The organism is Rhizobium esperanzae, assembly GCF_014197615.1.
Classification (GTDB): Bacteria; Pseudomonadota; Alphaproteobacteria; order Rhizobiales; family Rhizobiaceae; genus Rhizobium; species Rhizobium esperanzae_A.
In genome coordinates this window covers 98,721-125,556 of sequence record NZ_JACIFY010000012.1, presented here as the reverse complement: position 1 = coordinate 125,556, position 26,836 = coordinate 98,721, and the positions used below count along the sequence as shown (strand labels likewise).

Below are 26,836 nucleotides of genomic sequence, written 5' to 3'. Positions count from 1 at the left end.
GGATCGGTCGTCAAAGTTTGAGTTGACCGTTTTCGATGGCGAGGCGACACTCGCCTGCAGCGAGGCAGGAGGAAAGACGATGGACGACCAAGACCGCTGGCGCCAGATGGCAAGCGCTCCGAAAGACGGCAGCCGGATCCTGGTGACGATCCGCGCGTCCGAACAGGGGCCGGCGGAAGTCGACCTCGCCTATTGGTCGCATGGCGATCAGTTCGGCGCAGAAGGCTGGCGCGCCTCCGATTCCTCGCCCGGTCACATCATCGAATATGCCGAGCCGGAGCTGAAGTGCTGGATGCCGATGCCCTCCGCCAATCGCACCTCGATGCCCTCCCCCTGGGAAGGCGACGACGCCCAGCAGCTCGATGGGTCGGGGATTTAGGAAGCCGCGCCCTGGCAGCCTTGGTATCCAAATCAACACAGCACCACAGCCAATGGCCGTCGCCTTTGAGGAATAGAGGGAGGGGTTCCGTCCTATTGATCGATGTGCTACTGAGTAGCAAATTCGCCCGATGGAGATAGGCCGATGAGTGTCAAATCGTCGATCTCACTGACCGATCAGCAGGACGCGTTTGCCCGTTCGCTGGTGGAGAGCGGGCGCTATTCCAGCATGAGTTCCGTTCTTCAGCAGGGCTTGGAACTCCTCCGCCAAAAGACGGAAACCGAGGCCGTCGAAACGGCAGCACTTCGAGAATTGGTCCAGCGGCGTTTGAAGGACACGATGATTTCCACGACGGAAATGGAAAGCCGCGTCGAGACGATGATCGAGCGGAAACGGCGAGCTGTTCGTGTGGACCCTTGAATATTCCGAGGATGTCGAACGGGATTTCGAGTTGATTTTCGATCATCTCTTCGACTCCTATGTCGAACTCGGAGACTCGCCCGACGAGACTTTGGAGCGTACAGCTGAACGAATCCGTAAATTGCACGTCGAAGTTGATCGTCTTGTCGATACGCCTTACATCGGGACATTGCGAGCCGACATTTGCCCTGGAATCCGGTTTCTGCGGCGGGATAGGACGGCGATCTGGTTCCTGCCGGTAGAAAGCAGTCGCAGGATCATTATTGCTGCCATTTTTTACGGTGCGCAGGACCATATCAGACATATGCTTGCACGTATGCTGTCCGAATAAGGTCGCTTTATGCGTCCGCGCGGCGGCTTACGTCCGTGATAAGTTCTTCTCGCAAAAACCCCGCGGTCGTTGCCACACCGCGGGGCTCTTGCAGGTCCGCTTGTCGTCCAGATCTTCGGTGCCTTGCTCGCCGACCATCGAAACCGCCTTCTTCACGCAACCATCCCTGCCAATTTTTCAGGAGCGCCCTCAAAAGCGAATGGATTGAGAAACTGCCGGCGCCACATGAGATTTCTATCGACCGTGCTCAACCCAGCTTCATCGCATGTCGCCGCCCACCGCGCCTGAAGTATATCAATCTGTCGCTCGATGATGGCGACGGCCTCTTGTTCATCAAGATGGAACTGTCTTGCGGCGGCAATGCACACGGCAAGTCGGCTCTGACGGTTTTCGCTGGTGATGAGCATCGCCTGCCCTGCTTCATTTCCCGCCCTGCCTTGCGGGCAGATATCGTAGGCAGGCGTCAACGAAAGAGTGGTTCCATTCCAGAAAGCCGAATGATTTCTGGCGTGGTCATCGGTGTTGCCAGAAAGAATGTTGAAGACAAGACGGCCGAACAGCTCATGCAACGTCGCCCGCGGCGCCTCGAAGCGATACCGGATGATCTCAGCCAGTTCCTGATAGCTCGCATAGCGAGCCATCAACTCATCGAGACCGAACAGTGTGAGCGCGGAAACCACCGCCCGACGCCGCCAGCCTTGCTTCACCCGTTCGCGGTCGAACCGCTCGATGAGGAGGACATCTTTTCCGGCCGCACCGACAAGATGGACAGGAGCGACATGAAGCCCCACCGCAGCAGCCAGCCGCATGGCGACAAACTCTCCCTTGACGACGTTGAAGACGTCGGTGCGCGAGGAGAACTTGGCGATATATTTGACATCCGCCTCTTCTATCATCGCTTTCGGCCGAGCCCCTCCGAGCGAGCTGCCGTGAAAGAGCGCTTGGTCGAGTTCGGGCGTGATCGGGAGGCCAGCTTCAACCCGCTCAGCAGCGGTCATAAGCTCATCAAGAGAGGCTGCTCGACCTTGGCGCGGCTCATAAACCGCCGCCGATCGCTGGAAATCCAAAGCGCCGACGCGATCCGAGCCAGATTCGATCAAATAGGTCAGTTCGTCGAGCTGGCCGAGATCGATCTCGCTGCCCTTGTACCCGAATTTGCGGTTGATGATGACCCGCCGACCCCAAGCGTCGGGTCCCGCGTCGCGGAGGCTGCTGGGCATAGAAAGGCCCGTCGGCAGCGGCAGTATCCCGGCCTTAAGAGGGAGTTCCGGCTCGTAGACGGCAATGGCGTTGTCACGATCGAGGTAGCTGCGGCCGTAGTTGAACACAAATGTCTTGCCGGCGCGTGAAAGCAAGCCTGCGACGACCGGCCGTGTCTCGCCTGGAAGCCAGATCCAGACATAGACCTCCTCCAGGGTCTTTTCAGAAGTCATCTTTCACCGCCTTTGCTGGATTGCGCACCGACTGCGGCAGCAAGGTCAGTATTTGATCATTCGACGTGATTTTTGCCGTCATGGTGGATTGATCTGCGTCGAACAACCGGATGCCGACGATGGCCGCAGCCTCGAACGCTGCTCCGATCGCGCAGCCCATGTCGCCGCGCTCGATCCGTTGGACAAGACCACGCGAAAGGCCGGCGCGCTCTGCCAGTTCGTCAATTGTCAGCCTCCGCTCGATACGGGCGAGGCGGATTGACTGGCCCAGGAGCCTGGCAGCGTCTCGGCTGTAACGTGAATAACTCCGTGTCTGCGGTTTGACCATTCAAAACGAGCCCCATTAATGGCGCTTATAAGTACATCATGCCTCATTAATAATACAGAATTTAGTGAGTTGTCCTCAATGTGAAAATCATAAACAGAGCGTTACGACCACTTATGATCTATTAATGGATCACATGTCCTAGTCCTCCCTTGCGCCCACCGAACCTACTGGCCAAACATTCGTCCTCAGGCCGCACACCCACGCAAAAACCCCGCGGTCGTTGCCACACCGCGGGGCTCTTTTACGCCTCACCCGGGAGAGGGGGTCAGGCGGCCTTGATTTTGCTGGATGGACGCGCCCATTCGGGCAGCCAGTCGCCGTGGGCGGCGAGCAGGTCGTCGACCAGCGACCAGATCTGGTCGAGATCGAGTTCGGCGGCCGTATGCGGGTCCATCATCGCGGCGTGGTAGATGTGCTCACGATTTTCAGTCATCAGCGCCTGCACCGTCAGTTCCTGCACACTGATGTTGGCGCGCATCAGCGCGGTCAGTCGCGGCGGCAAGCCGCCTAGACGAAGCTGTGGCAATACATAGTGGAAGAATTTGTATAGTCGATTGACAAATATCTCGCTCGCCTTCACCTGTAGTTGTATCGTTTTGGGTGCCGGTGAGGTTGGGGCTGGACAATTTGGCGCTTGCGGTATCGCTGGCATGGCCTGCGTTTAGGTAGGCAATAGAATTCAAAAACTGCGCTTTCGCACAGGTTGAGGCGCCGCTTTCCTCCAGCTTGAATATGGCGACCGCCAAGCTCGCGATGATCGCATGACCGATCCGTCGACCAATAACCACGGGCTGCGCTTGGCGGGGCGAACAGGACAGGCAGTTGCAGCAACAACAGAAATTCTTGGACATGTCGATGTTGTAGGACATGGGTCTTTAAGGGGATGACATTCAAATGACAGATTTTGTAAAGTTCATGTTCGTCAGATGCATCAGCATCTTTACCATTGTGTTGTTGACGGTGATCTCATGCAATCTCCCAGCCAACGCCCGCTTCATCTCACCGGGTACTTGGGATCCCACTAAGCCAGGTGTGGGCACTAACAGATATGCCTATTCTGAAAACGACCCAGTTAATAAAAGCGACCCAAATGGGCATGATTCATTTGGGTCGGGCAATCCTTATCAAGGATATGATATCGATCGTGACGGTTACAGCCAGTTTGTGGGAGGATGGAACTACTCAACGCGCTCAGGCATAGGCGTACGAGACTCTCACAACGACCCATTGGGATATGGAGGGAGTCCGGGGTTCAATGCGACATTTCCAAATGGGATGTCCGTTCCCGATAAGATGGCTGGTGTTGCAGATGTATTCAGCAGGGGGAACCATCCGGAATTTGGTGTCCACGGAACATTTGGATACAGCTGCGGGGAAATGGGGGGATCCGTCTTATAAATGTAACGCGTTCGTTGCCACTGTCATTGACTTATCAGGAGCCAAAGTTCCGAACGTCGCAAGTGTAGGTAGTTTAACGGTTTCTGTTCCCAATTGGGGTGGGCTAGGAGTTGTGGACACTTACCTGAGCCATAGGATTGTCGCGGCCAGAGCGATCATGGCTTTGTAATTTCGAACGGTTTTCTCATATCGCGTGGCGATTCGTCGAAACTGCTTGAGCTTCGAGAAGCAGCATTCGACGAGATAGCGCTGAGCATAGAGTTGCTTGTCGAGCGGATACTTCTTGGCACGCGAGGGGTTGTTCGGGATGACCGCTTGCGCGCCCTTGTCGGCAATGAGTTTGCGTAGCCGGTCGCTGTCATAGGCCGTATCGGCCATGACGACCTCGGCTGGCAGGTCTTCGATCAGGAGATCGGCTTGCGGTGCATCGCCTTTCTGACCGGCAGTAAGGATAAAGCGGACAGGGCATCCGAGGCCACGCACGGCCATATGGATTTTGGTGCTCAAGCCGCCGCGCGAACGGCCAAGGGCCTGATCTTCAGCCCCTTTTTTGCGCCGGAGGCGTGCTGGTGGGCGCGAATAATAGTGCTGTCGACGATCAGGTATTCGAAGTCGGTATCCTCCGACATCGCTTCGAAGACACGCCACCAGACACCCTTCTGGCTCCAGCGGCTGAAGCGGCGAAACACGCTGTTCCAATCCCCGAACACCTCCGGCAGATCGCGCCAGGGCGAACCCGTCCGCACGATCCACAAGACCGCTTCCACAAACATGCGATTGTCACGTCCAGACGAACCGCGCGTGCGGTCATCGCCAATGATATGACGAGACATCCGCTCCCACTGGTCATCCCGAAGAATGAGACGATCTAAAACACCCATGACTGCCTCCAAAAGACAGTCTTGAATCTGATTTGCTCACCTTTGGGAATCCCAAGAGTCCACGGTTCCTAGGGCATGCGCCGACAGCCGGAGATTGGGCCACGGGCAATTTTTCTGGATTCAATCACGTGGACCCGGGCAATTACCGGCCCGGCGATATCGTTGCAGCTCAAGGCCATTTTTCCGACGCATCTGGACACTCCGCGATTGTTACAGAAGTGGACGCCGGTGGCAATATAACAAGATCCGTATACGCAAGCGATCATGGCATTAAGACATCAAACTGGGGCTCGATTGATTACAAGATGTCTGATCCATCCAGAAACCACTATTACAATTGGGGCGGATCGAGGATCGAACAATGAACGCAAAGATGCCTCAGGTAATACCTGCATTATTAGTTGGATCAATTATAGGATATTTTGTTAGAGATAGTATTATTCAGGGGAGCAAAGCATATCCAAAATGCATTACCGCCAACAATGGAACTATTACTTCAGCAACCGGCGGTCCAGTAATCGAAGCTGGAGAAATTCCCGACTCCATTATGATCGGGTACATCTTCGACAAAACCTGCGGCGCAGATCCCACGATAGATCGAGGATTAGCTCTCGCTTACCTTAGACAAGGCGGAAGAGTTTCCTTGAAAGAGGCGTCTATAATATTTTCGGAATCGAAAGCCCGCGGGGACGTCGCGTTGCAAGCTCTAATCGAAGGTATCGAAAAATAAGCGGACGCCGGTTCTGTCGAGGCTCCAAATCCGAAGAGATATACCCGATTTCACCGAGGTTTCTCTAAGTAGGACATCCTCGCGCAAGACGCGTTAAACGCTGCGGAGATGGACGCACACCACGCAAAAACCCCGCGGTCGTTGCCACACCGCGGGGCTCTTTGACGCCTCACCCGGGAGAGGGGGTCAGGCGGCCTTGATTTTGCTGGAAGGACGCGCCCATTCGGGCAGCCAGTCGCCGTGGGCGGCGAGCAGGTCGTCGACCAGCGACCAGATCTGGTCGAGGTCGAGTTCGGCTGCCGTATGCGGGTCCATCATCGCGGCGTGGTAGATGTGCTCGCGATTTTCAGTCATCAGCGCCTGCACCGTCAGTTCCTGGACGTTGATGTTGGTGCGCATCAGCGCGGTCAGCTGCGGCGGCAGGGCGCCGATGAAGGTCGGCTGGATGCCGGACGCGTCGACGAGGCAGGGCACTTCGGCGGCGCAATTTTCCGGCAGCGAGGTGATACAGCCATTGTTGCGGAGATTGCCGTAGATCACCGAGGGTTCGCCGGTCCAGACCGAATTGATGATCGAGGATGCATATTCCTTCGACGGCGAGACCTCGATCTTGTCGGCCGAACGGTAGGCTTCGGCCTGGCCCTTCCAGCGCTCGATCTGCTCGATGCAGCGCTTCGGATATTCATCGAGCGGAATGCCGAATTTCTCGATCAGGTCGTCGCGGCCCTCCTTGATGAAATAGGGGGTGTATTCGGCGAAGTGCTCAGAGCTTTCGGTGACGAAATAGCCGAGCCGCGTCAGCATCTCATAGCGCACCTTGTTCGGGCAGCGCGGGTTCCAGCCGGGCTTCGGCGCCCTGCCCTCGCGGTAGCCGCGCAGGAGATCGGGATAAAGGTTGCGGTAGGAACCGTCGGCCTGGCGATGCTCGAATTTGAGATAGAAGGCCATGTGGTTGATGCCGGCGGCACGATAGCGGATTTCCTCGTAGGGAATGTCGAGGTCATGGGCGAGTTCCATCGCCGTGCCCTGCACCGAGTGGCAGAGGCCGACCTGGCGGATGGTCGGATATTTCTCCGATATCGCCCAGGTGTTGATCGCCATCGGGTTGACATATTGCAGCATGATCGCCTCGGGGCAGACGGCGAGCATGTCCTCGCAGACCTTCCAGAGATGCGGCACGGTGCGAAGCCCGCGCATGATGCCGCCGACGCCGAGCGTATCGGCGATCGTCTGGCGCAGACCGTATTTCTTCGGCACCTCGAAATCGGTGACCGTGCAGGGCTCGTAGCCGCCGATCTGGAAGGCGACGACGACGAAATCGGCGCCCGAAAGCGCCTTGCGCTGGTCGGAATAGGTCTCGGCCTTTGCCTTGACGCCGAGCGTCGAGATCAGCTTGTTGACGACGATGGCGCTTTCTTCCAGCCGCTGCGGATTGAGATCCATCAGGGCGATGGTCGCGCCCGACAAGGCCGGGCGCTGAAGCACGTCGCCGATGATGTTCTTCATGAAGACGGTGGAGCCTGCTCCGATGAAGGTGATTTTGGGATTTCCTGCCATTATAGCCTCCGGCATTCGATAATCATGCTACCTCGAAAGCGGCCTTGACGAGCCGTTCGGTGTAGGCGGTCTTGGGATGGGTGAGAACTTCGTTGACGGGCCCCTCTTCGACGATCTTGCCATGCTGCATGACGATGACGCGATGGCAAAGCGCCCGGACGACCTTGAGATCGTGGGAGATGAAGAGGTAGCTCAAACCCCGCTCGTCCTGCAGCTTGCGCAGGAGTTCGATGATCTGCGCCTGGACGGACAAGTCGAGTGCGGATGTCGGCTCGTCGAGCAGGATGAATTCCGGCTCCAGCGCGATGGCGCGGGCAATGGCGATGCGCTGGCGCTGGCCGCCGGAAAATTCATGCGGGAAACGCGACAGGATGTTGCCCGGCATGCCGGCGGCAACAAGCGCCTCGCTCACCCGGTCCTGGCGCTCGGCCCTCGTGGCGCCGAGCCTGTTGACGACGAGGCCCTCCTCGATGATCTGGCCGACCGTCATGCGAGGGTTGAGCGATGAGAAGGGGTCCTGGAACACCACCTGCATGCGGGCGCGCAAGGGCCGCATCTCGGCCCTGGAAAGCCCGTGGATCGGCTGATGGTCGAAATGGATCTCGCCGGCTTGGGGGCTGTTCAGCCGCAGGATCGCCTGGCCGAAGGTGGTCTTGCCGGAGCCGGATTCGCCGACAATGCCGAGCGTCTCGTGACGGCGCAGCGTCAGGTCGAGGCTGTCGACGGCGACGAGCTCACGCATCGCCGGCTTCAGAATGGTGCCGTGGCGCAGCATGAAGGCGACGCGCACGCCCTTGGCATCGAGAATGACGTCCGATCCCTCCGGCAGCGGATTGGCTTGCCCACGCGGCTCGGAGCCGAGCAGATGCCTTGTATAGGCGTGCTGTGGATTGGCGAAGAGCGCTTCGGTGGTGTTGTGCTCGCGCACCTCGCCGTGCTGCATGACATAGACGTAGTCGGAGAACTGCCGCACCACCGTCAGATCGTGGGTGATGAGGATGACCGCCATCCCCAGCTCTTTCTGCAGGTTGCGGATCAGGTTGAGGATCTGCGCCTGCACGGTGACGTCGAGCGCCGTCGTCGGCTCGTCGGCGATCAGCACGTCGGGATCGTTGGCGAGCGCCATGGCGATCATCACCCGCTGGCGCTGGCCGCCGGAAAGCTGATGCGGATATTGCTTGAGCCGCGCGGCCGGATCGGGAATCTGCACATGTTCGAGCAGTTCGAGCGCCCGTTTTTCGGCATCCCTCCGGCTGACCCGGCGGTGGACGCGGATCGCCTCGACGATCTGGCTGCCGATCGTATAGATCGGGTTCAGCGAGCTCATCGGCTCCTGGAAGATCATCGAGATGCGGTCGCCGCGCAGCTTGCGGCGCGCCCGCTCGGAGAATTTCAGGATGTTGCTGCCGTCATAGGAAACGGTCGATTTGTCGGAGACGACGGCGCGTTTCGACAGGAGCCCCATCACCGTTCGCGCCGTCACCGATTTGCCGGAGCCGGATTCGCCGACGATGGCGATCGTCTCGCCGCGATAAAGCTGGAAGGAGACGTCCTTGACGGCTTCGACCATGCCGTTCTCGACCTTGAAATTCACCGCGACATTGCGGGCGTCGATCACGGGCGTGTCCGAGCGGCCGTCATGGTCGTGGCGGACGGGCGGGGCGAAGGAATTGACCAGTGCAAGAGCCATATCAATCACCTCAATAAGGATCGACTGCATCGCGCAGTCCGTCGCCGAGCGCATTGAAGGCGAAGACGGTGACGAGCACGAAGCCGACGGGGGAAAGAATCCAGGGATAGGAGCCGATGACCGAATAGGTCGCCGTATCCTGCAGCATCAGGCCCCAGGAAATCAGCGGCGGCTTGACGGCAAAGCCGAGGAAACCGAGGAAGGATTCCAACAGCACCACGCTCGGTATGGCGAGCGTCACCGCGACGATGACGTGGCTCATCACATTCGGGAAGATATGCTGCAGGATGATGCGGGTATCGGTGGCGCCGACCGCCATCGCCGCCCGGACATAATCGATGCGGGCGAGCGCCAAGGTCTTGCCGCGCACCTCGCGCGACATCTGCGCCCAGCCGAGCGCCGACATCACGCCGATGACGAAGGCGAGGAAGACATTGGTCGGCGCCGTCACCGGGATCAGCGAGGTCAGCGCCAGATAGAGCGGCAGCTGCGGGAAGGCGAGCACCAGTTCGACGAAGCGCTGCAGCCAGACATCGAAGCTGCCGCCGAAATAACCCGAGACCATGCCGACCGTCGTGCCGATGACGGTGACGATGGTGACCACGGTCAGCGCGATCATCAGCGAGATGCGCGAGCCGATGATGGCGCGCGACAGCACGTCACGGCCGAACTTGTCGGTGCCGAGGAAATGCACCGGCTGGCCGTCGGTCGAGCCGAAGAAATGCCGGTCGGCCGGAATGAGGCCGAACAGATTGTACTCCGCCCCCTTGACGAAGAAGCCGAGCAGCCGCGGATTGTCGTAATCGACGCCGACGATCGGCTGGAAGGTGACGGGGTCGAGCTCCTCGGAATCCGACAGCGCATAGACGCGCGGCTGGAAGACGAAATTGCCGTCCTTGTCGTGGAAGCTCATCACCTGCGGCGGAGCGAAGCCGACATCGGTCGCCTTCGGATCCATCGGCGCGAAGAAATCGGCAAAGACCGCCATGAAGAGCAGCAGCCCGACCAGCACCAGCCCGGCCATGCCGGTCCAGGAGCGCCGCAGCCGGCGCCAGACGAGCGCCAGATAGCTCTCGCCGCCGTGCGAAGGCTTCTTGACCGCGGGTTCGGTTGTCGGCGGGGTGTCGGAAGAATCGAAAGCAAGCATGTCAGGCTCCTCCGAACTGGCGGACGCGCGGATCGAGCAGAGCCAGCAGCATGTCGGCGATGATATTGCCGACGATCAGCGTTGCCGACAGCACCATCATGAAGGTGGCGGTGACATAGACGTCGCCGACCGCCATCGAGCCGACGATCGCCGGGCCGACGGTCGGCAGGGCGAAGATGATCGCCGTTTCGATCTCGCCGGTCAGCATGTAGGGCAGCACGACGCCCTGATACATCACAAGCGGATGCAGCGCGTTCGGCACCGCATGGCGCATCACCACCGCGCCGCCGGACAGGCCCTTGGCCTTGGCCGTCTCGACATATTGGGCATTCAGCGTATCGAGCAGATTGCCGCGCATTACGCGCATATTGTAGGCGAGCCCGCCGAAGGTGGCGATCGCCACCACAGGCCAGACATGGTGGACGAGATCGACGAATTTCGCCCAGGACCAGGGCGCCCCGCCATATTGCGGCGAGAAGAAGCTGCCGATCTCGGACACGTTGAACTGGAAGACCAGGAAGTAGACGATGATCAGCGCCATCAGGAAGCGCGGCACCGTCATGCCGAGGAAGGAAATTCCCGAAAGCAGGCTGTCGATCCAGCTGTATTGGCGCGTCGCCGCCCAGATGCCGAAGCCGATGCCGAGCACCGAGGCGAAGATGTGGCAGACGAGCGCCAGCAGCAGCGTGCGCGGCAGCCGCTCGGCGACCACATCGGCCACCGGCTTGTTGTAGAACATGCTGTAGCCGAAATCGCCGCGCGTCACGATGCCGCCGATCCAGTTGACGTATTGGACGACCAGCGGCTTGTCGAGGCCGTGTTCGGCCCGGTAGGCCTGCGCCTGGGCTTCGGCCTGCGCATAGGAAGCGCCACCCTGGTTGATCAGCTGGGATCTTATATAATCGGCATAGTCGCCGGGCGGCGCCTGGATGATCGCGAAAGTCACCACGCTCAGGATGAAGAGAACGGGGATCGCGGAGGCTATGCGCACGAGCAGGAATCGCAACATCGAACGGTTCGCTTCGCTTTGCCGCCAGTCGCTCCTTGTCGGCGCGGCCGGCTCGTTGGTCATATCAGGCCGCGCGCCACGCGCGGCCTGAAACTCACTTCAGCTGGGAGGGAACTCTCCGGCGCCGCATCACCTGCGGCGCGCTTTAGCTCTTTGTCTGCTCAGTTGATCGGCCCCTTGTCGCCGGGCTTGCCGGGCAGCTGTTCGGGGAACAGCTCATACTTGCCCTGCTTGTCGGCGGCCACCCACAGGCGTTCGCGGATGATCGAGTCTTCAGCCCAGTTGAACATGAAGATCGGCGTCCCCTGCGGCACGTTGGAGAAGCGCTTGTTGATGATCAGCGCGCCCGGATATTCCGTCAGGCCGACGGTGTTGACGTTCTCGGTCGAGATCTTCTGATATTGCTTCATCAGATCGACGCGCTCGTCGTTGCTCTGGCTGGTGGTGAACTTGTTGACGACGTCGACAAGCTGCTGTTCGAACGGCATCAGATCGAGCTTGTCGTCCTTGCCGGCACGATGGTTCCAGCTGGTACGCGGACCGACCGGGGCGAGCTGCTCGGTATTCTGCACCACCGACGACAGTTCCGTGGTGTTGCGCTGGATCAGCCAGTCGAAGCGGCCGGAATAATGGGCTTCGTCACGCTTCGCCCCGTCGAGCCCATTGATGATGACCTTCAGCCCGAGCTTTTCCATCTGGCCGACGACACCTTCGCCGAGGCTCTTGTCGGTCGTATAGTCGTTGTTGACGAGCAGAACGATTTCGACATTCTTGCCGCCGGCCGTGCCGGCCGGGAAGTTCACGATGCCGTCGCCATCCGTATCCTTGAGGCCGGCCTTGGCAAGCTCCGCCTTGGCGCCCTTGAGATCGAAGGGATAATAGACGGTCGAGTTGCGGTCGTAGAAGCTGGTGCCGGAGGAAAGTCCGCCCGGATAGATCGCGGTGAACGGTCCCTTGACCAGCGAGTCGCCGATCGCCTTGCGGTCGAGCGCCATGGTGACGGCCTTGCGGAAGTCCTCGTTGCGGTTCAGATCGCGGATCGCCTGGCCGCGTTCGTCAGGGTTGCCCCAGCCGTTGGCGGAGAAGTTCATCCGCAGATTATAGCCGATCAGCCGCGGGCCGAAGGCAAGACGGGCGGGCGCAGTCTTTTCGGCCGCACGCTTCAGCGAGGCGACGAAGTTTTCCGGCTGCTCGAGGTTGGAGATGTCGGCGGAGCCTGCCACCGCCTGAACGTCGCGGTCGGCCCAGGTCGACAGCTTGTAATGCAGCTCGTTCAGATAAGGCAGTTGATTGCCCTTCTCGTCGACCTTCCAGTAATAGGGGTTGCGGCGCAGGACGATGATGTCGTCGGAGCGGTATTCCACCGGTACCCAGGCGCCCATCACAGGCATGTTCATGAACTCCGGCGGGAAGGCGTTCTTGAACTGGTCGTAGGTGTTCTTCGAATATTTCGGATGCTGGGGTTTCAGGATATGCGACGGACCCGGGCAGAAGTTCGGGTAGGACATCGTATAGAGATATTGCTTCGGGAAGGCCTCCTTGAAGGTCCACTCGACGGTATAATCGTCGATCTTCTTCAGCGTCGTGCCGACGCCGAAAGCCTCGGGCGAGGCGCCGCCGCCGAGCGGCGAGACGTTCGGATCGACGACTTCGTCGTCCCAGTAGAACATGATGTCGTCGGCGTTGAACGGCGCGCCGTCGGACCATTTGGCGCCTTCGACCAGGTGCATGGTCAGCTTATGGCCGTCCGCGGACCAATCCCAGCTCTTGGCCAGGTTCGGCAGCGGCTCGGTATCCTTGGCTTCCACCTGGAACAGCGGCGCGGTGCGCGTCAGGCATTCGGAAAGGCCGATATCGATGCCGCCCCAGCCCTGCGTCTGGCCGGCGCCGTAGTTCCAGCCTTCCGGCCGGCCGCCGATGACATGGCGCATCGTATCGCCGTAGACGCCGATGCCGTCGGGCATATTGCCCGTCTTAAAGACCAGCGGCTCCTTCGGCAGCCGGTCCTTGACCGGCGGCAGCTTGCCGGTGGCGACGAAACTCTTCGTGACCCAGTCGGGCTCGTGATATTCGGGCAGCGCCTTGAACTCCAGGATGGAGTCGCGCGCCACATATTTGATCTTGCCTTCGGCCGGGAAGTCTGCCGGCGCCGGCGGAACGGTTGCTTCGGAAGCATAGGCATTCAACGCCAGCACCGAGACGCCGAGCGCCAGAGCGGCCAGAATGCCTGTTTTGCGGATATTCATCATCGTTCTCCCTCTTGTTCCGGAGCGCGGGTCACACGGGCTCCTTTTCCTCGCACGATGTGATGGCGGGCCTGATGTCATGGATTTTCCTCCCGGAAACCCATGACGACCCATCCGTCACGAAATTCAGACGGCCTGTTTGAGCGCCGCCTTTTCGGCGCGCAGCTCCTCGATCGAGCGGACGGTGCGGCGCGCAGCCCCCGCCCAGTCGCGGGTCTGCACCTTCGATTTCGACAACCGCTCCTTGGCGGCCGGCACGGCATCGGCATATTGCGGCAGCCAGCGCGCCTGGGCAACGACCATCTCGTCGACCATCTGCCAGACCTCTTCCGGCGTCGAGACGGCGCCGACCAGCGGATCGTGCAGCACGGCGAGCTTCAACAGGTCGATATCGCCCGAGATCGCGGCATGCACCGACATGCGCTGGACGTTGATCGAGGCAATGCAGGTCGCCGCACAGGCTTCCGGCAGGGTGACGCCGGAGACCATGTTGATGCCGAAGCGATCGACGAAGCCGGGCGATTCGATGATCGCATCGGCCGGCAGGTTGGTGATGACGCCATTGTTCTTGACGTTGAAATGGCCGCGATAGACCCGGTTGGTCTCCAGCGCCTCGAGGATGTGGCTCGCATGTTCGTTCGAGCGCCTGGCCGGGTCGATCGGCTTCGATGCGGATTCCAGGAATTGCGGAAATTCGGTCTCGAACCAGTTGCGCGTTTCGGTGGAGTGGCGGAGATAACCGCCGGTCTCGCCGTGGATCCAGTCGGACATGTCGATCCAGCGGGTGATTTCCTCCGGCCGCTTGCGGTACCAGGGCAGGTATTCCGAGAGATGGCCGTTGCTTTCGGTGGAATAGACGCCGAAACGCTTCAGCACGTCGATGCGCAGCTTTTCCTGCTGCGAATAGACCGGATGCGCCTCGAAGGCGGCGACCAACTCGTCCTTGCCGATCCTGCGGCCATTGAGGCGCAGGTCGATGAACCAGGTCTGGTGGTTGATGCCGGAGCAGATGTAATCGAGTTCACTCAGCGACTTGGCGCCGAGCACCTCGGCGATCTGTTCGGCGCCGTGCTGGACGCCGTGGCAGAGGCCGACGGTGTCGACCTTGCCGTATTCGATCGCCGCCCAGGTGTTCATCGCCATCGGGTTGGCGTAGTTGAGGAACTTGGCGCCCGGCTCGGCGACCTCCCTGATATCCTTGCAGAAGTCGAGGATGACGGGAATGTTGCGCTGGCCGTAAAGAATGCCGCCGGCGCAGATCGTATCGCCGACACACTGGTCGATGCCGTATTTCAGCGGAATTCTGATATCGTCGGCATAGGCTTCGAGCCCGCCGACGCGCACGCAGCTGATGATGTAACGGGCGCCTGCCAGCGCCTGGCGGCGGTTGGTCGTCGCCGTCACCTTGGTCGGCAGCCCGTTCGCCTCGACGATCCGGTCGAGGATCGCCTTGATCATTTCGAGATTATGCTCGCTGAGATCGGTCAGCGCGAATTCGACGTCGCGGAACTCCGGCACGCACAAGATGTCGGTGAACAGCTTCTTGGTGAAACCGACGCTGCCCGCACCGATGATAGCGATTTTGAAACTCATGATCTTCACCTCGACCCAATGGAATGCTAGAGAAAAGATTGATGTGGAAAAACAGGCCGCATGCCGGCGCATGGGGTTGAAAAAGCCGTAAAACTGCCTGTTTTCCTCCCGGCCGCTCGATCGACCGTGGTTCTCTTCTTTGTTGTCGAGCGGGATTATGCCCGAAATCGGCGGGCCGACCAGAGAAGGATTATGCTTTCAGGGGTAATTTTGTGCTGCATGATTTAATCGCCAACGGACAGTCGATGAGAACGGTTTCGCTGCCCCGCGGACGGCAGCGGCTGCATGCCATGCCGACCAGCACCGGCTATGAAGTGCGCGAGAACGAAACCTATGACTGGGACGGCAGAAGACGCGGCCAGACGCCTTTCACCGTGCTGCAGCACACGATCAGCGGCTCGGGCCGGCTGCGCTACCAGAACCGCAACTATCGCCTCCAGGGCGGCGATACGCTGCTGGTGCTCGTCCCGCACAATCACCGCTACTGGCTGGAGAAGGGCGAGCGCTGGGAATATTTCTGGATCTCGATGAACGGCGAGGAAACGCTGCGCATCCACCAGCTGGTGCTGTCGACCGCCGGTCCGGTCTTGAAGCTGCAGCGCTCGACCATCGATCATCTGGCCGATTGCAGCCTGCGCCTCGTCAAGGGCGCGACGTCGCCGGGTGCGGCCTCGGCGGTTGCCTATGAGGCGGCGATGGCGCTCTACGACGACGTCTTCGGCTCGTCGGCCTTTGCCGCCGAGCCGAGCCTGATGCAGCCGGTGATCGACCATATCAATGCCAATCTCGAAAAGCCGCTGCCGGTCAGCGAGCTTGCCGGCATCGTCGGCCTCAGCCGCGCGCATTTCTCACGCAGCTTTGCCGAGAGCGAGGGCGTGCCGCCGGCCGAATTCGTGCTGCAGCAGCGCCTGCAGCGCGCCGTCAAGCTTCTGACCAAGGCCGACTTCCTGCCGGTCAAGGAAGTTGCCATCATGTGCGGCTTCGAGGACGCCAACTATTTCTCAAAAGTCTTCCGCCGCGTCTACGGCACCAACCCCACCGAATTCCGCACGACCGGCATGTATGCCAGCATCGGCAAGCTGAAATAGCCGGTTTCCCCGGCTTCTTCAGGCCCGAACCTCGAACACCATGTTGAACGGGGTTTCCGTGGCGCGGCGGAAATGCTTGAAGCCGGCGTCGAGCGCGACCTTGCGGAGCTTCATTTCCCCCGCCTGGGCGCCGAGCCCGAGCCCGACTTCCTGGGAGAGCGATGCCGGCGTGCAGATCATCGTCGAGGCGCCGTAGTAGACGCGTCCCACCGGATTGAGATTGTCCTTCAAATGGTCGTGGGCGAAGGGCTCGACGATCAGCCAAGTGCCGTTCGGCGCCAGCGTTTCCCTGACATGCCGGCCGGCGCCGACCGGATCGCCCATGTCGTGCAGGCAGTCGAACATGGCGACCATATCATAGCCGCGCCCGGGAAATTCCGCCGCCTTGCCCTGCTCGAAGGTGACACGGTCGGCAACGCCAGCTTCTTTGGCGGCGGCCTTTGCTCTTTCGATCGAGGGCCCGTGATAATCGAAGCCGGTAAAATGCGAGGCAGGATAGGCCTGCGCCATCAGGATGGTCGAGGCGCCGTGGCCGCAGCCGACATCGGCGACACTGGCGCCTGCCTTGAGCTTTTCGTCCATGCCGGCAAGTGCGGGAATCCATTCGTTGACCAGGTGGCTGTTGTAACCCGGGCGGAAGAACCGCTCGGTGCCGCGGAAGAGGCAGGTGCTGTGTTCATGCCAGCCGAGCCCCTTGCCGGTGCGGAAGGCGTCAGCAATCTTCGGCTCGTCCATCCACATGGATTGCACCACCTCGAAGGCGCCGACGAAGAAGGCCGGGCTGTTTTCCTCGGCAAAGACCATGGCCTGTTCCGCCGTCAGGCTGAAACGATCGGTTTTTTCATCGTAAACGACATAATCGGCAGCCGCCTGGGCGCTCAGCCATTCCCTGAGGTAGCGCTCCTTCACCCCCGTTTTCGCGGCAAGCTGCTCAACGGTCAACGGCGTGCCGTCGGCCATCGCCTTGAAGATCCCCACCTTGTCGCCAAGCACGACCAAGGCACCGGACATGGCGGCGCCGACATCGCCGACGAGACGACCGACCAGCGCATCGAGTTTCTGCATATCTGGCTCACGCATTGTTACCTCCCGGCGTGACAAAGGCAGTTAGATTAGGCTTTAATAATATTCCGTCAATCAACCTCCCCCATCGCCCAATCAGGGTAGAGCAATTGCCCTGTTCCGCCCCGGCAAGACATGCGCTTGCCTTCTTCTCCGGCGGTCACATCTCTAATAGTGCTGATCGAGAGCAGGCCGTGAATTCCGGAACGACGGCAATGCTCCATTCCTTTTTCGACATCAGGTGGTTATTTTGTCCCTATCTCCAGCTCAGTGCAGGGCCGCGCGTGCTCTCGTCGGATGGTCCAAAGACGACTTGTCTTCAGCTGCGAAAATCGCCAAAAAGACGATTGCCGATTTTGAGGCAGGCATGCTTTCCCCGTCTGCGCGAATCCTGCAGGATGTGAAGCGTAGCTTGGAGGATGCGGGCGTGCTTTTCATTCCGGAGAATGGCGGCGGCGCCGGCGTTCGCCTTGCGAAAGGCGCGAATGCCTCGATCGACACGAACGAAACCGAGACGGTTCAATACGAAGAACATCTCAAAAACGACGCCCCTCCCGGCGCTGGCGGCTGAATGGCAAAGAAACAAAAGCTTGAGCACTCCGAACTGGCAGGGGAATTTTCCGATGACGGGATTACCGTGCTCGTCGATATCTTCCGTACCTCCGGCAGCAACGAAGACTGGACGATGGAAGTCGTTACCCAGGCGGAGGATCTGATCCGCTGGGACGAACCCTTTGCCACCGACCGGGATGCCTTCGACGAATTCCTGGCCGTGGTGGCGCGCGACGGCATTCGCTCCTTTCTCGAAGACGAAGAACCTTCCGTGCATTGAGGACCATTCGTGAAAAGCATCAATGATCTCATCGCCTCGGCGAAAACCGTCTGCGACCGATACCGGGCCGGGCGGATGGAGCGGGAAACCGTGCGCGAATGGGTCCTCGGCCTTGGCGCCTATCCGGCGCCGCACGGAGACCGCGTGCGCGAAGCGGCCGAATGGTTTCGCCTGCACAATCGCGAGCCTGTTTCGGAAGAGATCGTGCTGGTGGATATCGATCGGCTCAAGGCGATTTCAGCGCCCTGAACCCGGCCGCGCGAGCGGACAGGCGCAAGGGAAGATGAGGGGCTGATGAGCCGAGCCTTGAGAAGTGGAATTTGCAGGAACCGACTGGAAGCATTATGTTTGTGGCCGAGATTGGAGATCGACGATGCTCTTGCAGAAGTACCACGAAAACAAGGAAGCCCTGAAGCAGATCGGTCGGGAAGCACTGGCCGAAAGCCGCCGCATGGGCCTGACGATTTCTGCCAAGGATCGCCAGAACGAGGCCAAAGACCGGCAGAAGCGTGAGCGCAAGGACCGCGCCCAGGCTCCTGTGAGATAACACTGTTTCATGCCGGAATTGTTCTGCATCCTCCTTGCCGGACCAAACGGCTCCGGCAAGTCCTCAGCTTTTCCAAAGCTCAAGCTCGAAGGCGAGCTGATCAACGCGGATGAGATCTCAAAAGCTCTGCCCGAAGCCGACGACGGCCAGTCAAAGGATTGGCGGGCCGCTGAGATAGCGCTCGACAAAATCGCGGAGATGCTTGAAACCCGGCAATCATTCATCTTCGAAACGACACTGAGCAGTGCGCATTCCATCCGGTTGATGCGCAAGGCAAAGGCAGGCGGATTCACGGTCGGCCTCTATTATACCGCATTGGATTCCGTGGAGACGAACATCGAGCGCGTCAGGCAGCGTGTTCTCAAGGGTGGTCATGACATCCCTGAAGACGTAATACGGAGACGACACAGGGGATCCTTCGTGAAGCTATCCGAAGCTCTGAAGATCGCGGATGAGGTCCTACTGGTCGACAACAGCGATCTCGAACCTCACGTGGTTTTCGAGATCACTTCCGGCGAGGTCCAGTCCTTCGACATCGACGAAACCCAAGAGCTGCACGCCCTGTTCGCGGCCAAGGTCTGCGAGGCGTACGATCTCATCCGGCAGGACAGCGGCTTCAGGAAACGATAGCTAAGGCAAGAAGCTTTGCCCACGTCATCGTCGCCGATCATCGCTTGGCCGTTCGATCCGGGCTGACGCAATTACGCCGTTACTCGACGGCGTAGGACCAATGGCGATTGTGAGCCTTATGCATAATGGCCTCTTCGCAGCTTCCATGCTGAGAGGTCTAGGGGTTCCGCAGCTTCGGCAAATGTGACAAACCCTTACGAGGCTGACATGGCTCTGCATCTGACGCGCATAGCGGAAGTCACGCGCGGCCAGGCATCTTTAATTCGTCCGATAAGTAAAAGGAACAGCACGTGGCAGCATTTCCGGAAAAGGCAAAGGTCGTCATCGTCGGCCTCGGCGGCATCGTCGGCGCCTCGATCGCGCATCATCTCGTCGAGCGCGGATGGGACGATATTGTCGGTATCGACAAGTCGGGCATACCGACCGATATCGGCTCGACGGCCCATGCCTCGGACTTCTGTTACACCACGAGCCACGACTACCTCTCGGTCTGGACCACGCAATATTCGATCGATTTCTACGAGAAGATGGGCCACTACGCCCGCATCGGCGGCCTCGAAGTGGCACGCACCGGCGACGATGCCTGGATGGAGGAAATCAAGCGCAAGCTTTCCTCGGCACGCGCCTTCGGCACGCGTGCCCATTATGTCAGCCCTTCCGAAATCAAGGAAAAGTTCCCGCTGATCGAGGAAGATCAGGTGATGGGCGGCCTTTTCGATCCGGATGCCGGCCTCGTCATACCGCGGTCGCAGACCGTTGCCGGCAAGCTGGTCGACGCCGCCGAAAAGGCCGGCAAGCTGCAGGTCTTCGGCAACACCCCGGCGAAGTCGCTGATCGTCGAAGGCGGCCGCATCAAGGGCGTCGTCACCCATCGCGGCACCATCATGGCCGACCATGTCATCGTCTGCGCCGGCCTCTGGGGCCGCCTGATCGCGGAAATGGTCGGCGAAGACCTGCCGGTCATGCCGGTCGACCACCCGCTGACCTTCTTCGGTCCCTATAACGAGTTTGAAGGCACCGGCAAGGAGATCGGCTTCCCGCTGCTGCGCGACCAGGGCAACTCCGCCTATATGCGCGATACCGGCGACCCGTCGACGACCGAGGGCGGCCAGATCGAGTGGGGCTATTACGAAGCCACCAATCCGCGCATGTGCCATCCGCGCGATCTTCTCGAAAAACACGAAGCGCGCCTTTCGCCCTCGCAGCGCGACCTCGAGATGGAACAGATCATCGAGCCGCTCGAGCGCGCCATGGAACTGACGCCGATCCTCGGAGAACTCGGCTATAATGAAGGTCACTCCTTCAACGGCCTGCTGCAGGTTTCCGCCGGCGGCGGCGCATCTTGCGGCGAAAGCCAGAAGGTCAGGGGTCTGTGGTATTGCGTTGCCATCTGGGTCAAGGACGGCCCGGGCTACGGCAAGCTGATCGCCGACTGGATGACCGACGGCCGGACCGAAATCGACCACAACAGCATCGATTATGCCCGCTTCTATCCGCATCAGCTGACGGAAGAATTCATCGAGGGCCGCTGCTTCGAAGCCGCCCAGAAGATCTATTTCCCGGCCGTTCACACCCGCGAACCCTATGCCTCCGGCCGCAACGTCAAGCGCTCGCCCTTCTACGAGCGCGAAAAGGAACTCGGCGGCTACTTCATGGAACTTGGCGGCTGGGAGCGCGCGCATGGCTACGCCGCCAACGAGCACCTTCTGGAGAAATATGCCGACCGCGTTCCGGTGCGCGAGAACGAATGGGACAGCCGCCATTTCTGGCGCGTGTCGAATGCCGAACATCTGGCGATGAGCGAGGATTGCGGCATCGTCAATCTCAGCCACTTCCACATGGTCGATATCGAGGGGCCTGACCATGTAGAGCTGATGGAATGGCTGTGCGCCGCCAAGGTCGGCGGCGATGCCAACATCGGCAAGGGCGTTTACACCCACTTCCTCGACGACGAGGGCATGGTGCGCGCCGACTTCACCGTCTTCCGCATGGCCGACCGCTGCCGCCTCGTCAACGGCGCCGATGCCGGCCCGCGCGACCTGCACTATATGAAGCGCGTCGCCCAGGACCGCGGCCTTGACGTGACCGTCACCGACGTCTCGGAAAAATTCGTGACGATCGGCATCTGGGGTCCGAACGCGCGCGACACGCTGAAGAAGGTCGTGGCCGATCCGGCCGGTCTCGATCAGGAAAACTTCGCCTTTGCGGCGATCAAGCCGATCGAAATCGCCGGTAAGCCGGTCACCGCTTTCCGCATCTCCTATGTCGGCGAGCAGGGCTGGGAACTGCACATGAAGTACGAAGACGGCCTCGCCGTCTGGGATGCGCTGCGCTCGACCGGCGTGATGGCCTTCGGCGTCGAGACCTATGCAAACTCGCGCCGCATGGAAAAGAGCCTGCGCCTGCAGAATGCCGACCTGCTGACCCAGTACAACCTGATCGAAGCCGATCTCGCCCGTCCGAAGGTCAAGGAAGCCGATTTCCGCGGCAAAGAAAAGCACCTGGAATACAAGGCGCGCGAACATCAGCCCGCCATGCTCTGCACACTTGTGGTGACCGAGAATACCGACAAATCGGGCGTGAAGCGTTATCCCCTCGGCAACCTGCCGGTTGTCGATCCCGCCACCGGAGAGGTTCTGGTCGACGAGCTTGGTCGTCGCTCCTACACCACCTCGATCGCCTACGGCCCGACGGTCGGCAAGAACATTGCTCTGGCCTATCTGCCCTGGTCGCATTGCCAGGTCGGACGCAAACTCAATATCGAGTATTTTGCCGAGACCTATCCGGTGGAGGTTGTCGGCGTCGGCTACAAGCCGATCTACGACCCCGAAAATCTGAAGCCGCGCACCTAACACATCGGCCCGAAGTCGGAATCGATTTTCGGAAAGCACGATGCGAGGATTACGGCGCCGCGCGTTAAAAAGCGCGGCGCCGTAAGCACTTAAGAATCTCCTGCCATGAATGTCAGCTTGACAAATTATGAGTCTTTACTCATAATTGTGCCAGATGGAAAGCTTGCCCCGCCCTACCCGAGCGCTCCTTTGGATAGCGTCGAGCCGCAAAGACTATGCGGAATTTCCGCCCAAAGTGCAGGAAGCTTTTGGCTTTGAGCTGTTTCTGGCGCAGACGGGGCAACATCCTCCATCGGCAAAGATGCTCAAGGGACTCGGCGCGGGTATAGTAGAGCTGGTCGAAGACCACGACAGCGATACCTACCGCGCCGTTTACACCGCCCGTTTTGATACGGCCGTCTACGTGCTGCACTGCTTCAAAAAGAAGTCCAAGCGCGGCATCAAAACACCCAGAGCGATATCGAGCTGATTAAACGCCGTTTCCGTGATGCGGAAGCCGATTATGCAGCGAAACAAAATGAGGAGTGCAAGCGATGAAAACCGAACATGTCGAGGTTCATGCCGGTCATCCCAATATCTTTGAAGAGCTGGGACTACCGGACGCCGAAAACCACTTCTTGAAAGCGCAGATTGTAGCAGCTCTGCACCGCCTCGTTAACGAGCGCAAACTCAACCAGGCGAATGCCGGAACCCTTATGGGTATTACTCAGCCGGAAGTGTCCCGCCTCTTCCGGGGCCATTTCCGGGAATACTCCGTTGAACGCCTCATGAGCTTCCTGACAGCTTTCAACCAGGATGTTGAAATTGTCGTAAGACCTCATGCCAAGGCCGGAGAAGCCGGCCACATAACCTTCAACGCCGGCATGGCTTAACGAGATCGGCCCGCCCGACATACTCATTATTGTTGGCAGGCGGCGTCGAGTTCACCCGCCAGTTGCGTAGAATGTGGAAGCGCTATCTGCCGTCGTCGTTTTCAGCTTCGGCAGAAGCGTCGGGAGCGCGGCTCGGGACGAACCGTTTCGAAATCAGCCAGCAGCCGAGCGCCCACAGCGCCCCGGCGCACCACCCGGCGAGAACGTCGGTCGGATAATGAACCCCGAGATAGATCCGGCTGAGCCCGATGATGACGGCCAGGAAGACGCCGGCGCCGATCACGAAGATCCGCGTCGCGCGGTAACGCTGGGTGCGCGCCAGCAAGGCGCCGAGCGTCAGATAGGTCACCGCCGAGACCATGGCGTGCCCGGAGGGAAAGCTGAGATCGCTGACCTCGACGAGATGCGGCACGATATCGGGACGCGGCCGGGCGATCAGGATCTTCAGGAGCGTGCTCGCCAACCATCCCGATAACACCGAGGAAAAGACGAAGATCGCGATCGGCCAGCGGCGGTCGAGCAGGAGATAGACGGTGACGAGAACGGTCATCAGCGTCAGCACGGTGACGCCACCGAGGCTGGTGATATCGCTGACGGCATGGGTCAGCCAGGCGGGACCGATCGGCACGCCAAGTTCGCCCTGATGTCTCAGCGCCAGCAGGATGGCCTTGTCGAAACCAAAGGTCTCGCCCTCGAGCACCTCGCTCGTCAGCCGCTGCAGCACGAACAATCCACCGGCAACGCATGCCAGTGTGATCAGCGTCAGCGGCTCATATGCGGTGAGCCTCGCCAAAAATCCGCGTCGTTGAACCTCGCTCATCGCTGCCGTCGAACTCCCTTCACACCGTCTCCTTCATCGCCAGATCGGCAAGGTGAGCCGCAAATTCAAGACCTTGGTGCCCGGTAGCAAAAGCTCAACCTTCTTTTGTTATGGCTGGAGCGATTGTCCTGGAGATGGTTTCGCGATGAAAATTCTGACCGCGATGGTTCTGATGGCAGCCGTGCTGCAGCCGGTCGCAGCCCTTGGCGAGACCGAATGGATGGGCGACGCAAGACAATGGTCGGTCGGCTATGCGAGCGAGAGCCCTCCCTATTGCCGGCTGCTGTGGAACAGCGAGATCGGCAAGACCGTCGAATTTCGCCAGAGCGCCACCGAAACCTTCTGGCTGGTGGCAAAGAACAGCTGGGACATTCCGGCCGGCACCACGACCGAGGTGACGCTGACCGATCGCAATGTGACGAAAGTCGTTGCCGCCGAATTCTTCGATAAGACCACGCTTCGCCTCTGGCCGCCGGCGAGCAAGGGAAGCGGCGGGCTGAAGAAGATCATCAAGAATTCCTTTTCAGGAACCCCTGACGTGCAGTTGACCTTTGCCGGCGACGAAGGCGACTGGACGCTGCCGCTCTCGCGGGTGGACCAGCTCTACCCCACCTTCGCCCAATGCCTCAAGCGCCTCGAAGCCATCGGAAAGCCGAAGCAGGATTCCGACACCAGCAAGCCGTTCTGACGGTCTGCCCGATCAATCCATCGGTGGCGGGGCAGTCTCGCGGATCAGGCTGCGGACGGATTCGATATCGCCGTTGAGCGGCCGCTCGTCGCCATAGTGGGAGATACGCTCCCGCACGGCCTGATAGACAAGATCCGTTCCCACCGCCCGCGGCGCCGTCGCCGCCAGGAAATCATGCGCCTGGGCGGCGGCCATCAATTCGATCGCCAGGATATATTCGGCATTGTCGATGACCGCGAGCAGCTTGCCGGCGGCGGCTGTCGGATGGGCGAGGAAATCCTCCTGCAGGCCGGAGGTCAGGCCGCCATCCATGGCCGCGGGCGCGGCAAGGCGGCGGTTCTCGTTGCTGAGCGCCGCTGCGGTATATTGGGCGATCATGAAGCCGGAATGGCTGCCGGCGTCGCTTGCCAGAAACGGCGGCAGGCCACTGACCAGCGGATTGACGAGCCGGTCCATGCGCCTTTCGCTGATCGCGCCGATCTGTGCCAGCGCAATGGCGAGGCTGTCGGCCGCCTGCCCGAGCGCCGGGGCGACGGCATGCGCCTCGGAGGAAACGATCGGCTGCTCCGGCGTGCCTGAGACAGCCGGATTGTCGGTCACCGAGACCAGCTCCTGATCGGCGATGCGGGCGGAATTGTCGAAGACGTCGCGGGCAGCGCCATGGGCATGCGGCACCGACCGCAGGCTGAGCGCATCCTGAGTGCGCCGGCCGAAAGCGGCGGCGACAAGGCCACTGCCCTGGAGGCGCGCGCGCAGCGTCGTTCCGACCTTTTCGATGCCGGCGGACGGGCGCAGCTTCAGCACCGCCGCGTCGAAGGCAGCGATCTGGCAGCCTGCCGCTTCCAGCGTCAGCGCCGCGATGGCATCGGCCCAGTCGAGCAGCCGTTCGGCACGCAAAAGTGCGGTGGCGGTCAAACCGGTGGCGCAGGCCGTGCCGTTGACGAGGCTCAGCCCCTCCTTGGCGCCGAGCACCAGCGGCTCGAGGCCGATCGCGGCAAGTGCCTGGCGGCCGCTCAGACGTTGGCCGCCGAACGTGGCGCTGCCTTCGCCGATCAGGACGAGCGCCGTATGGGCATTATGGGTGAGGTAGCCCGCCGAGCCCTTGGACGGCACGTCGGGAATGCAATCATGCGCCAGCAGGGCAGTGAGATGCTCGACGATCTCGCGCCGCACGCCGGAATGGCCATGGGCGAAATTGGCGATCTGGGCGGCGATGATGGCGCGCACCGCGCGGGCATCGAGCAACGGGCCGACGCCGCAGGCGTGGCTCAGCACGATGCTGCGCGACAACAGGCTCTGCGAGGCGCGATCGACGACGGTATCGGCAAGCGCCCCGACGCCGGTGTTGACGCCATAGGCGCGCACGCCTGTTTCAACGATGCTGGCGACGATACGGCTTGCCTGCTCGACCCGCGCCCAGGCGGCCGGCGACAGCGCAAGCGCCTCCCCTGCCCCGACGCGCGCGACGTCGCGCCAGGTCAGCACCTGATCGATCGTGATGGTCATTGGCCGCTTCCGAAATGGCCGATGAACTGTCGGAAGGCGGGCGTGGCGCCGCTGGTGAACATTTCCTCCGGCTTGCCGCTGCTTTCGATCAGCCCCTGGCGCATGAAGACGACGCGGTTCGAGACGTTGCGGGCAAAGCTCATCTCATGGGTGACGACGAGCATGGTCATGCCCTCCTCGGCAAGCGCGCGCATGACACGCAGCACCTCGCCGACAAGTTCCGGATCGAGCGCCGAGGTCGGCTCGTCGAAGAGCATGACCTTCGGTTTCATCGCCAGCGCGCGGGCGATGGCCGCGCGCTGCTGCTGGCCGCCGGAGAGATGGGCGGGATAGGCATGGCGCTTGTCTGCGATGCCGACCTTTTCGAGCAGCGCCTCGGCCTCGGCGATGCAATCGGCGCGCGGCCGCTTCAGCACGTGAACGGGACCTTCGATGACGTTCTGCAGGATGGTCATATGGGACCAGAGATTGAAGGACTGGAACACCATGCCGAGTTCGGAGCGGATATGATCTACCTGCTTCTGGCTGGCCGGCTTTGTCTTGCCGTTTTTGTGAACCATTTCAATATGCTCGCCGTCGACCCAGATCTCGCCGTCGCTGGCGGTTTCGAGCATGTTGATGCAGCGCAGGAACGTCGATTTGCCGGAGCCGGAGGCGCCGAGCAGCGAGATCACATCGCCATCCTCTGCATCGAGGGAAATGCCGCGCAGGACCTCGTGCGTGCCGAAGCTCTTGCGGATATTGCGGACCGAAAGTCGGGTAACGCCTGGCATGATTGCTCCAATCAGGTCAAAAAC

28 protein-coding genes and 1 pseudogene are annotated in these 26,836 nt (G+C 60.5%); 15 read left to right on the top strand and 14 right to left on the bottom strand.

The genetic code is table 11. From position 1 onward, the window contains the following. Positions 1–79: 79 nt before the first annotated feature. The 3 genes from GGD57_RS17465 to GGD57_RS17455 all read left to right on the top strand — a co-directional run bounded on the left by GGD57_RS17465 (position 80) and on the right by GGD57_RS17455 (position 1,130). On the top strand, positions 80–379 hold the full coding sequence (locus GGD57_RS17465) for a hypothetical protein (RefSeq protein ID WP_010068825.1): 300 nt from the start codon (positions 80–82) through the stop codon (positions 377–379). Between the two features lie 144 nt (positions 380–523). Continuing rightward, complete coding sequence (locus tag GGD57_RS17460) at positions 524–799, top strand: type II toxin-antitoxin system ParD family antitoxin (RefSeq protein ID WP_184471582.1); 276 nt, start codon at positions 524–526, stop codon at positions 797–799. Further along, a complete protein-coding gene (locus tag GGD57_RS17455; RefSeq protein ID WP_184471649.1) occupies positions 780–1,130 on the top strand; it encodes a type II toxin-antitoxin system RelE/ParE family toxin in 351 nt (116 codons plus the stop codon). Before GGD57_RS17460 ends, GGD57_RS17455 begins: the two co-directional genes overlap by 20 nt. A 152-nt stretch (positions 1,131–1,282) precedes the next feature. On the opposite strand, the gene GGD57_RS17450 is transcribed toward GGD57_RS17455, so the two are convergent. The 3 genes and pseudogenes from GGD57_RS17450 to GGD57_RS17440 all read right to left on the bottom strand — a co-directional run. Further along, a complete protein-coding gene (locus GGD57_RS17450; protein ID WP_184471581.1) occupies positions 1,283–2,563 on the bottom strand; it encodes a type II toxin-antitoxin system HipA family toxin in 1,281 nt (426 codons plus the stop codon). Then, on the bottom strand, positions 2,553–2,891 hold the full coding sequence (locus tag GGD57_RS17445; RefSeq protein ID WP_184471580.1) for a helix-turn-helix domain-containing protein: 339 nt from the start codon (positions 2,889–2,891) through the stop codon (positions 2,553–2,555). Before GGD57_RS17445 ends, GGD57_RS17450 begins: the two co-directional genes overlap by 11 nt. A gap of 265 nt (positions 2,892–3,156) precedes the next feature. Continuing rightward, positions 3,157–3,402: pseudogene (locus tag GGD57_RS17440) on the bottom strand (alpha-glucosidase/alpha-galactosidase); the annotation flags it as partial. A 383-nt stretch (positions 3,403–3,785) separates the two neighbouring features. Between GGD57_RS17440 and GGD57_RS17435 the strand changes: the two are divergent. After that, positions 3,786–4,289: a hypothetical protein gene (locus GGD57_RS17435; RefSeq protein ID WP_184471579.1), complete on the top strand. Its 504-nt coding sequence runs from the start codon at positions 3,786–3,788 to the stop codon at positions 4,287–4,289. A 120-nt stretch (positions 4,290–4,409) separates the two neighbouring features. On the opposite strand, the gene GGD57_RS17430 is transcribed toward GGD57_RS17435, so the two are convergent. Further along, a protein-coding gene (locus GGD57_RS17430) for an IS5 family transposase (protein ID WP_088930309.1) occupies positions 4,410–5,170 on the bottom strand; the annotation gives its coding sequence in 2 pieces (ribosomal slippage) (positions 4,410–4,843 and positions 4,843–5,170; 762 coding nt in all). A gap of 361 nt (positions 5,171–5,531) precedes the next feature. Here GGD57_RS17430 and GGD57_RS17425 point away from each other — a divergent pair. Beyond that, on the top strand, positions 5,532–5,900 hold the full coding sequence (locus GGD57_RS17425) for a hypothetical protein (RefSeq protein ID WP_184471578.1): 369 nt from the start codon (positions 5,532–5,534) through the stop codon (positions 5,898–5,900). Positions 5,901–6,086: 186 nt separating this feature from the next. Here the strand turns inward: GGD57_RS17425 and GGD57_RS17420 are convergent, their stop codons facing one another. The 6 genes from GGD57_RS17420 to GGD57_RS17395 form a co-directional block, all read right to left on the bottom strand. After that, positions 6,087–7,457, bottom strand: a complete 1,371-nt coding sequence (locus GGD57_RS17420) for an alpha-glucosidase/alpha-galactosidase (RefSeq protein WP_184471577.1) — start codon at positions 7,455–7,457, stop codon at positions 6,087–6,089. Positions 7,458–7,479: 22 nt separating this feature from the next. Next, a complete protein-coding gene (locus tag GGD57_RS17415) occupies positions 7,480–9,147 on the bottom strand; it encodes an ABC transporter ATP-binding protein (protein WP_184471576.1) in 1,668 nt (555 codons plus the stop codon). Positions 9,148–9,157: 10 nt separating this feature from the next. After that, entirely contained in the window at positions 9,158–10,294 is a 1,137-nt protein-coding gene (locus tag GGD57_RS17410; protein WP_184471575.1) for an ABC transporter permease, read from the bottom strand. A 1-nt stretch (position 10,295) separates the two neighbouring features. Continuing rightward, on the bottom strand, positions 10,296–11,303 hold the full coding sequence (locus tag GGD57_RS17405) for an ABC transporter permease (RefSeq protein ID WP_184471648.1): 1,008 nt from the start codon (positions 11,301–11,303) through the stop codon (positions 10,296–10,298). A 161-nt stretch (positions 11,304–11,464) separates the two neighbouring features. Beyond that, positions 11,465–13,552: an ABC transporter substrate-binding protein gene (locus GGD57_RS17400; RefSeq protein WP_184471574.1), complete on the bottom strand. Its 2,088-nt coding sequence runs from the start codon at positions 13,550–13,552 to the stop codon at positions 11,465–11,467. 123 nt (positions 13,553–13,675) lie between these two features. After that, entirely contained in the window at positions 13,676–15,142 is a 1,467-nt protein-coding gene (locus GGD57_RS17395) for an alpha-glucosidase/alpha-galactosidase (RefSeq protein WP_184471573.1), read from the bottom strand. A 245-nt stretch (positions 15,143–15,387) separates the two neighbouring features. Between GGD57_RS17395 and GGD57_RS17390 the strand changes: the two genes are divergently transcribed. After that, positions 15,388–16,230, top strand: a complete 843-nt coding sequence (locus GGD57_RS17390; protein ID WP_184471647.1) for an AraC family transcriptional regulator — start codon at positions 15,388–15,390, stop codon at positions 16,228–16,230. A gap of 18 nt (positions 16,231–16,248) precedes the next feature. Here GGD57_RS17390 and GGD57_RS17385 read toward each other — a convergent pair whose 3' ends face one another. Continuing rightward, complete coding sequence (locus GGD57_RS17385; RefSeq protein ID WP_184471572.1) at positions 16,249–17,310, bottom strand: class I SAM-dependent methyltransferase; 1,062 nt, start codon at positions 17,308–17,310, stop codon at positions 16,249–16,251. Positions 17,311–17,542: 232 nt separating this feature from the next. Between GGD57_RS17385 and GGD57_RS17380 the strand changes: the two genes are divergently transcribed. The 8 genes from GGD57_RS17380 (at position 17,543) to GGD57_RS17340 (ending at position 23,025) form a co-directional block, all read left to right on the top strand. Then, positions 17,543–17,863, top strand: a complete 321-nt coding sequence (locus GGD57_RS17380; protein ID WP_184471646.1) for a helix-turn-helix domain-containing protein — start codon at positions 17,543–17,545, stop codon at positions 17,861–17,863. Further along, complete coding sequence (locus tag GGD57_RS17375) at positions 17,864–18,124, top strand: hypothetical protein (protein ID WP_184471571.1); 261 nt, start codon at positions 17,864–17,866, stop codon at positions 18,122–18,124. It abuts the gene before it with no gap. Between the two features lie 9 nt (positions 18,125–18,133). Next, a complete protein-coding gene (locus GGD57_RS17370) occupies positions 18,134–18,373 on the top strand; it encodes a hypothetical protein (RefSeq protein WP_184471570.1) in 240 nt (79 codons plus the stop codon). A gap of 124 nt (positions 18,374–18,497) precedes the next feature. Further along, positions 18,498–18,671, top strand: coding sequence for a hypothetical protein (locus tag GGD57_RS17365; protein WP_184471569.1), 174 nt, complete (start codon positions 18,498–18,500; stop codon positions 18,669–18,671). Positions 18,672–18,680: 9 nt separating this feature from the next. Beyond that, positions 18,681–19,301: a zeta toxin family protein gene (locus tag GGD57_RS17360; protein WP_184471568.1), complete on the top strand. Its 621-nt coding sequence runs from the start codon at positions 18,681–18,683 to the stop codon at positions 19,299–19,301. A 290-nt stretch (positions 19,302–19,591) separates the two neighbouring features. Continuing rightward, on the top strand, positions 19,592–22,153 hold the full coding sequence (locus GGD57_RS17350; RefSeq protein ID WP_184471567.1) for an FAD-dependent oxidoreductase: 2,562 nt from the start codon (positions 19,592–19,594) through the stop codon (positions 22,151–22,153). A gap of 235 nt (positions 22,154–22,388) precedes the next feature. Beyond that, entirely contained in the window at positions 22,389–22,622 is a 234-nt protein-coding gene (locus tag GGD57_RS29475) for a type II toxin-antitoxin system RelE/ParE family toxin (protein ID WP_348645984.1), read from the top strand. Between the two features lie 64 nt (positions 22,623–22,686). Continuing rightward, positions 22,687–23,025 carry a helix-turn-helix domain-containing protein gene (locus tag GGD57_RS17340; RefSeq protein WP_184471566.1) on the top strand — a complete coding sequence of 113 codons (339 nt, stop codon included), beginning with the start codon at positions 22,687–22,689 and terminating at the stop codon, positions 23,023–23,025. A gap of 82 nt (positions 23,026–23,107) precedes the next feature. On the opposite strand, the gene GGD57_RS17335 is transcribed toward GGD57_RS17340, so the two are convergent. Continuing rightward, on the bottom strand, positions 23,108–23,845 hold the full coding sequence (locus GGD57_RS17335; RefSeq protein WP_184471565.1) for a phosphatase PAP2 family protein: 738 nt from the start codon (positions 23,843–23,845) through the stop codon (positions 23,108–23,110). A gap of 145 nt (positions 23,846–23,990) precedes the next feature. On the opposite strand from GGD57_RS17335, the gene GGD57_RS17330 reads away from it, so the two are divergent. Beyond that, positions 23,991–24,533: a hypothetical protein gene (locus GGD57_RS17330; protein WP_184471564.1), complete on the top strand. Its 543-nt coding sequence runs from the start codon at positions 23,991–23,993 to the stop codon at positions 24,531–24,533. A 12-nt stretch (positions 24,534–24,545) separates the two neighbouring features. Here the strand turns inward: GGD57_RS17330 and GGD57_RS17325 are convergent, their stop codons facing one another. Together GGD57_RS17325 and GGD57_RS17320 are read right to left on the bottom strand one after the other, a co-directional pair. Continuing rightward, a complete protein-coding gene (locus tag GGD57_RS17325; protein ID WP_184471563.1) occupies positions 24,546–26,039 on the bottom strand; it encodes an HAL/PAL/TAL family ammonia-lyase in 1,494 nt (497 codons plus the stop codon). Beyond that, positions 26,036–26,812: an ABC transporter ATP-binding protein gene (locus GGD57_RS17320; protein ID WP_184471562.1), complete on the bottom strand. Its 777-nt coding sequence runs from the start codon at positions 26,810–26,812 to the stop codon at positions 26,036–26,038. Before GGD57_RS17320 ends, GGD57_RS17325 begins: the two co-directional genes overlap by 4 nt. Between the last annotated feature and the right edge of the window lie 24 nt (positions 26,813–26,836).

Excerpts from the sequence above, each read along its gene's own strand:
- GGD57_RS17450 (WP_184471581.1), bottom strand. The coding sequence starts at position 2,563 with ATGACTTCTGAAAAGACCCTGGAGGAGGTCTATGTCTGGATCTGGCTT.
- GGD57_RS17335 (WP_184471565.1), bottom strand. The coding sequence starts at position 23,845 with ATGAGCGAGGTTCAACGACGCGGATTTTTGGCGAGGCTCACCGCATAT.
- GGD57_RS17460 (WP_184471582.1), top strand. The coding sequence starts at position 524 with ATGAGTGTCAAATCGTCGATCTCACTGACCGATCAGCAGGACGCGTTT.
- GGD57_RS17365 (WP_184471569.1), top strand. The coding sequence starts at position 18,498 with ATGCTCTTGCAGAAGTACCACGAAAACAAGGAAGCCCTGAAGCAGATC.
- GGD57_RS17465 (WP_010068825.1), top strand. The coding sequence starts at position 80 with ATGGACGACCAAGACCGCTGGCGCCAGATGGCAAGCGCTCCGAAAGAC.
- GGD57_RS17415 (WP_184471576.1), bottom strand. The coding sequence starts at position 9,147 with ATGGCTCTTGCACTGGTCAATTCCTTCGCCCCGCCCGTCCGCCACGAC.
- GGD57_RS17435 (WP_184471579.1), top strand. The coding sequence starts at position 3,786 with ATGACAGATTTTGTAAAGTTCATGTTCGTCAGATGCATCAGCATCTTT.
- GGD57_RS17375 (WP_184471571.1), top strand. The coding sequence starts at position 17,864 with ATGGCAAAGAAACAAAAGCTTGAGCACTCCGAACTGGCAGGGGAATTT.
- GGD57_RS17320 (WP_184471562.1), bottom strand. The coding sequence starts at position 26,812 with ATGCCAGGCGTTACCCGACTTTCGGTCCGCAATATCCGCAAGAGCTTC.
- GGD57_RS17405 (WP_184471648.1), bottom strand. The coding sequence starts at position 11,303 with ATGTTGCGATTCCTGCTCGTGCGCATAGCCTCCGCGATCCCCGTTCTC.
- GGD57_RS17360 (WP_184471568.1), top strand. The coding sequence starts at position 18,681 with ATGCCGGAATTGTTCTGCATCCTCCTTGCCGGACCAAACGGCTCCGGC.
- GGD57_RS17425 (WP_184471578.1), top strand. The coding sequence starts at position 5,532 with ATGAACGCAAAGATGCCTCAGGTAATACCTGCATTATTAGTTGGATCA.
- GGD57_RS17390 (WP_184471647.1), top strand. The coding sequence starts at position 15,388 with ATGAGAACGGTTTCGCTGCCCCGCGGACGGCAGCGGCTGCATGCCATG.
- GGD57_RS17445 (WP_184471580.1), bottom strand. The coding sequence starts at position 2,891 with ATGGTCAAACCGCAGACACGGAGTTATTCACGTTACAGCCGAGACGCT.
- GGD57_RS17420 (WP_184471577.1), bottom strand. The coding sequence starts at position 7,457 with ATGGCAGGAAATCCCAAAATCACCTTCATCGGAGCAGGCTCCACCGTC.
- GGD57_RS17410 (WP_184471575.1), bottom strand. The coding sequence starts at position 10,294 with ATGCTTGCTTTCGATTCTTCCGACACCCCGCCGACAACCGAACCCGCG.
- GGD57_RS17330 (WP_184471564.1), top strand. The coding sequence starts at position 23,991 with ATGAAAATTCTGACCGCGATGGTTCTGATGGCAGCCGTGCTGCAGCCG.
- GGD57_RS17385 (WP_184471572.1), bottom strand. The coding sequence starts at position 17,310 with ATGCGTGAGCCAGATATGCAGAAACTCGATGCGCTGGTCGGTCGTCTC.
- GGD57_RS17400 (WP_184471574.1), bottom strand. The coding sequence starts at position 13,552 with ATGATGAATATCCGCAAAACAGGCATTCTGGCCGCTCTGGCGCTCGGC.
- GGD57_RS17340 (WP_184471566.1), top strand. The coding sequence starts at position 22,687 with ATGAAAACCGAACATGTCGAGGTTCATGCCGGTCATCCCAATATCTTT.
- GGD57_RS17395 (WP_184471573.1), bottom strand. The coding sequence starts at position 15,142 with ATGAGTTTCAAAATCGCTATCATCGGTGCGGGCAGCGTCGGTTTCACC.
- GGD57_RS17325 (WP_184471563.1), bottom strand. The coding sequence starts at position 26,039 with ATGACCATCACGATCGATCAGGTGCTGACCTGGCGCGACGTCGCGCGC.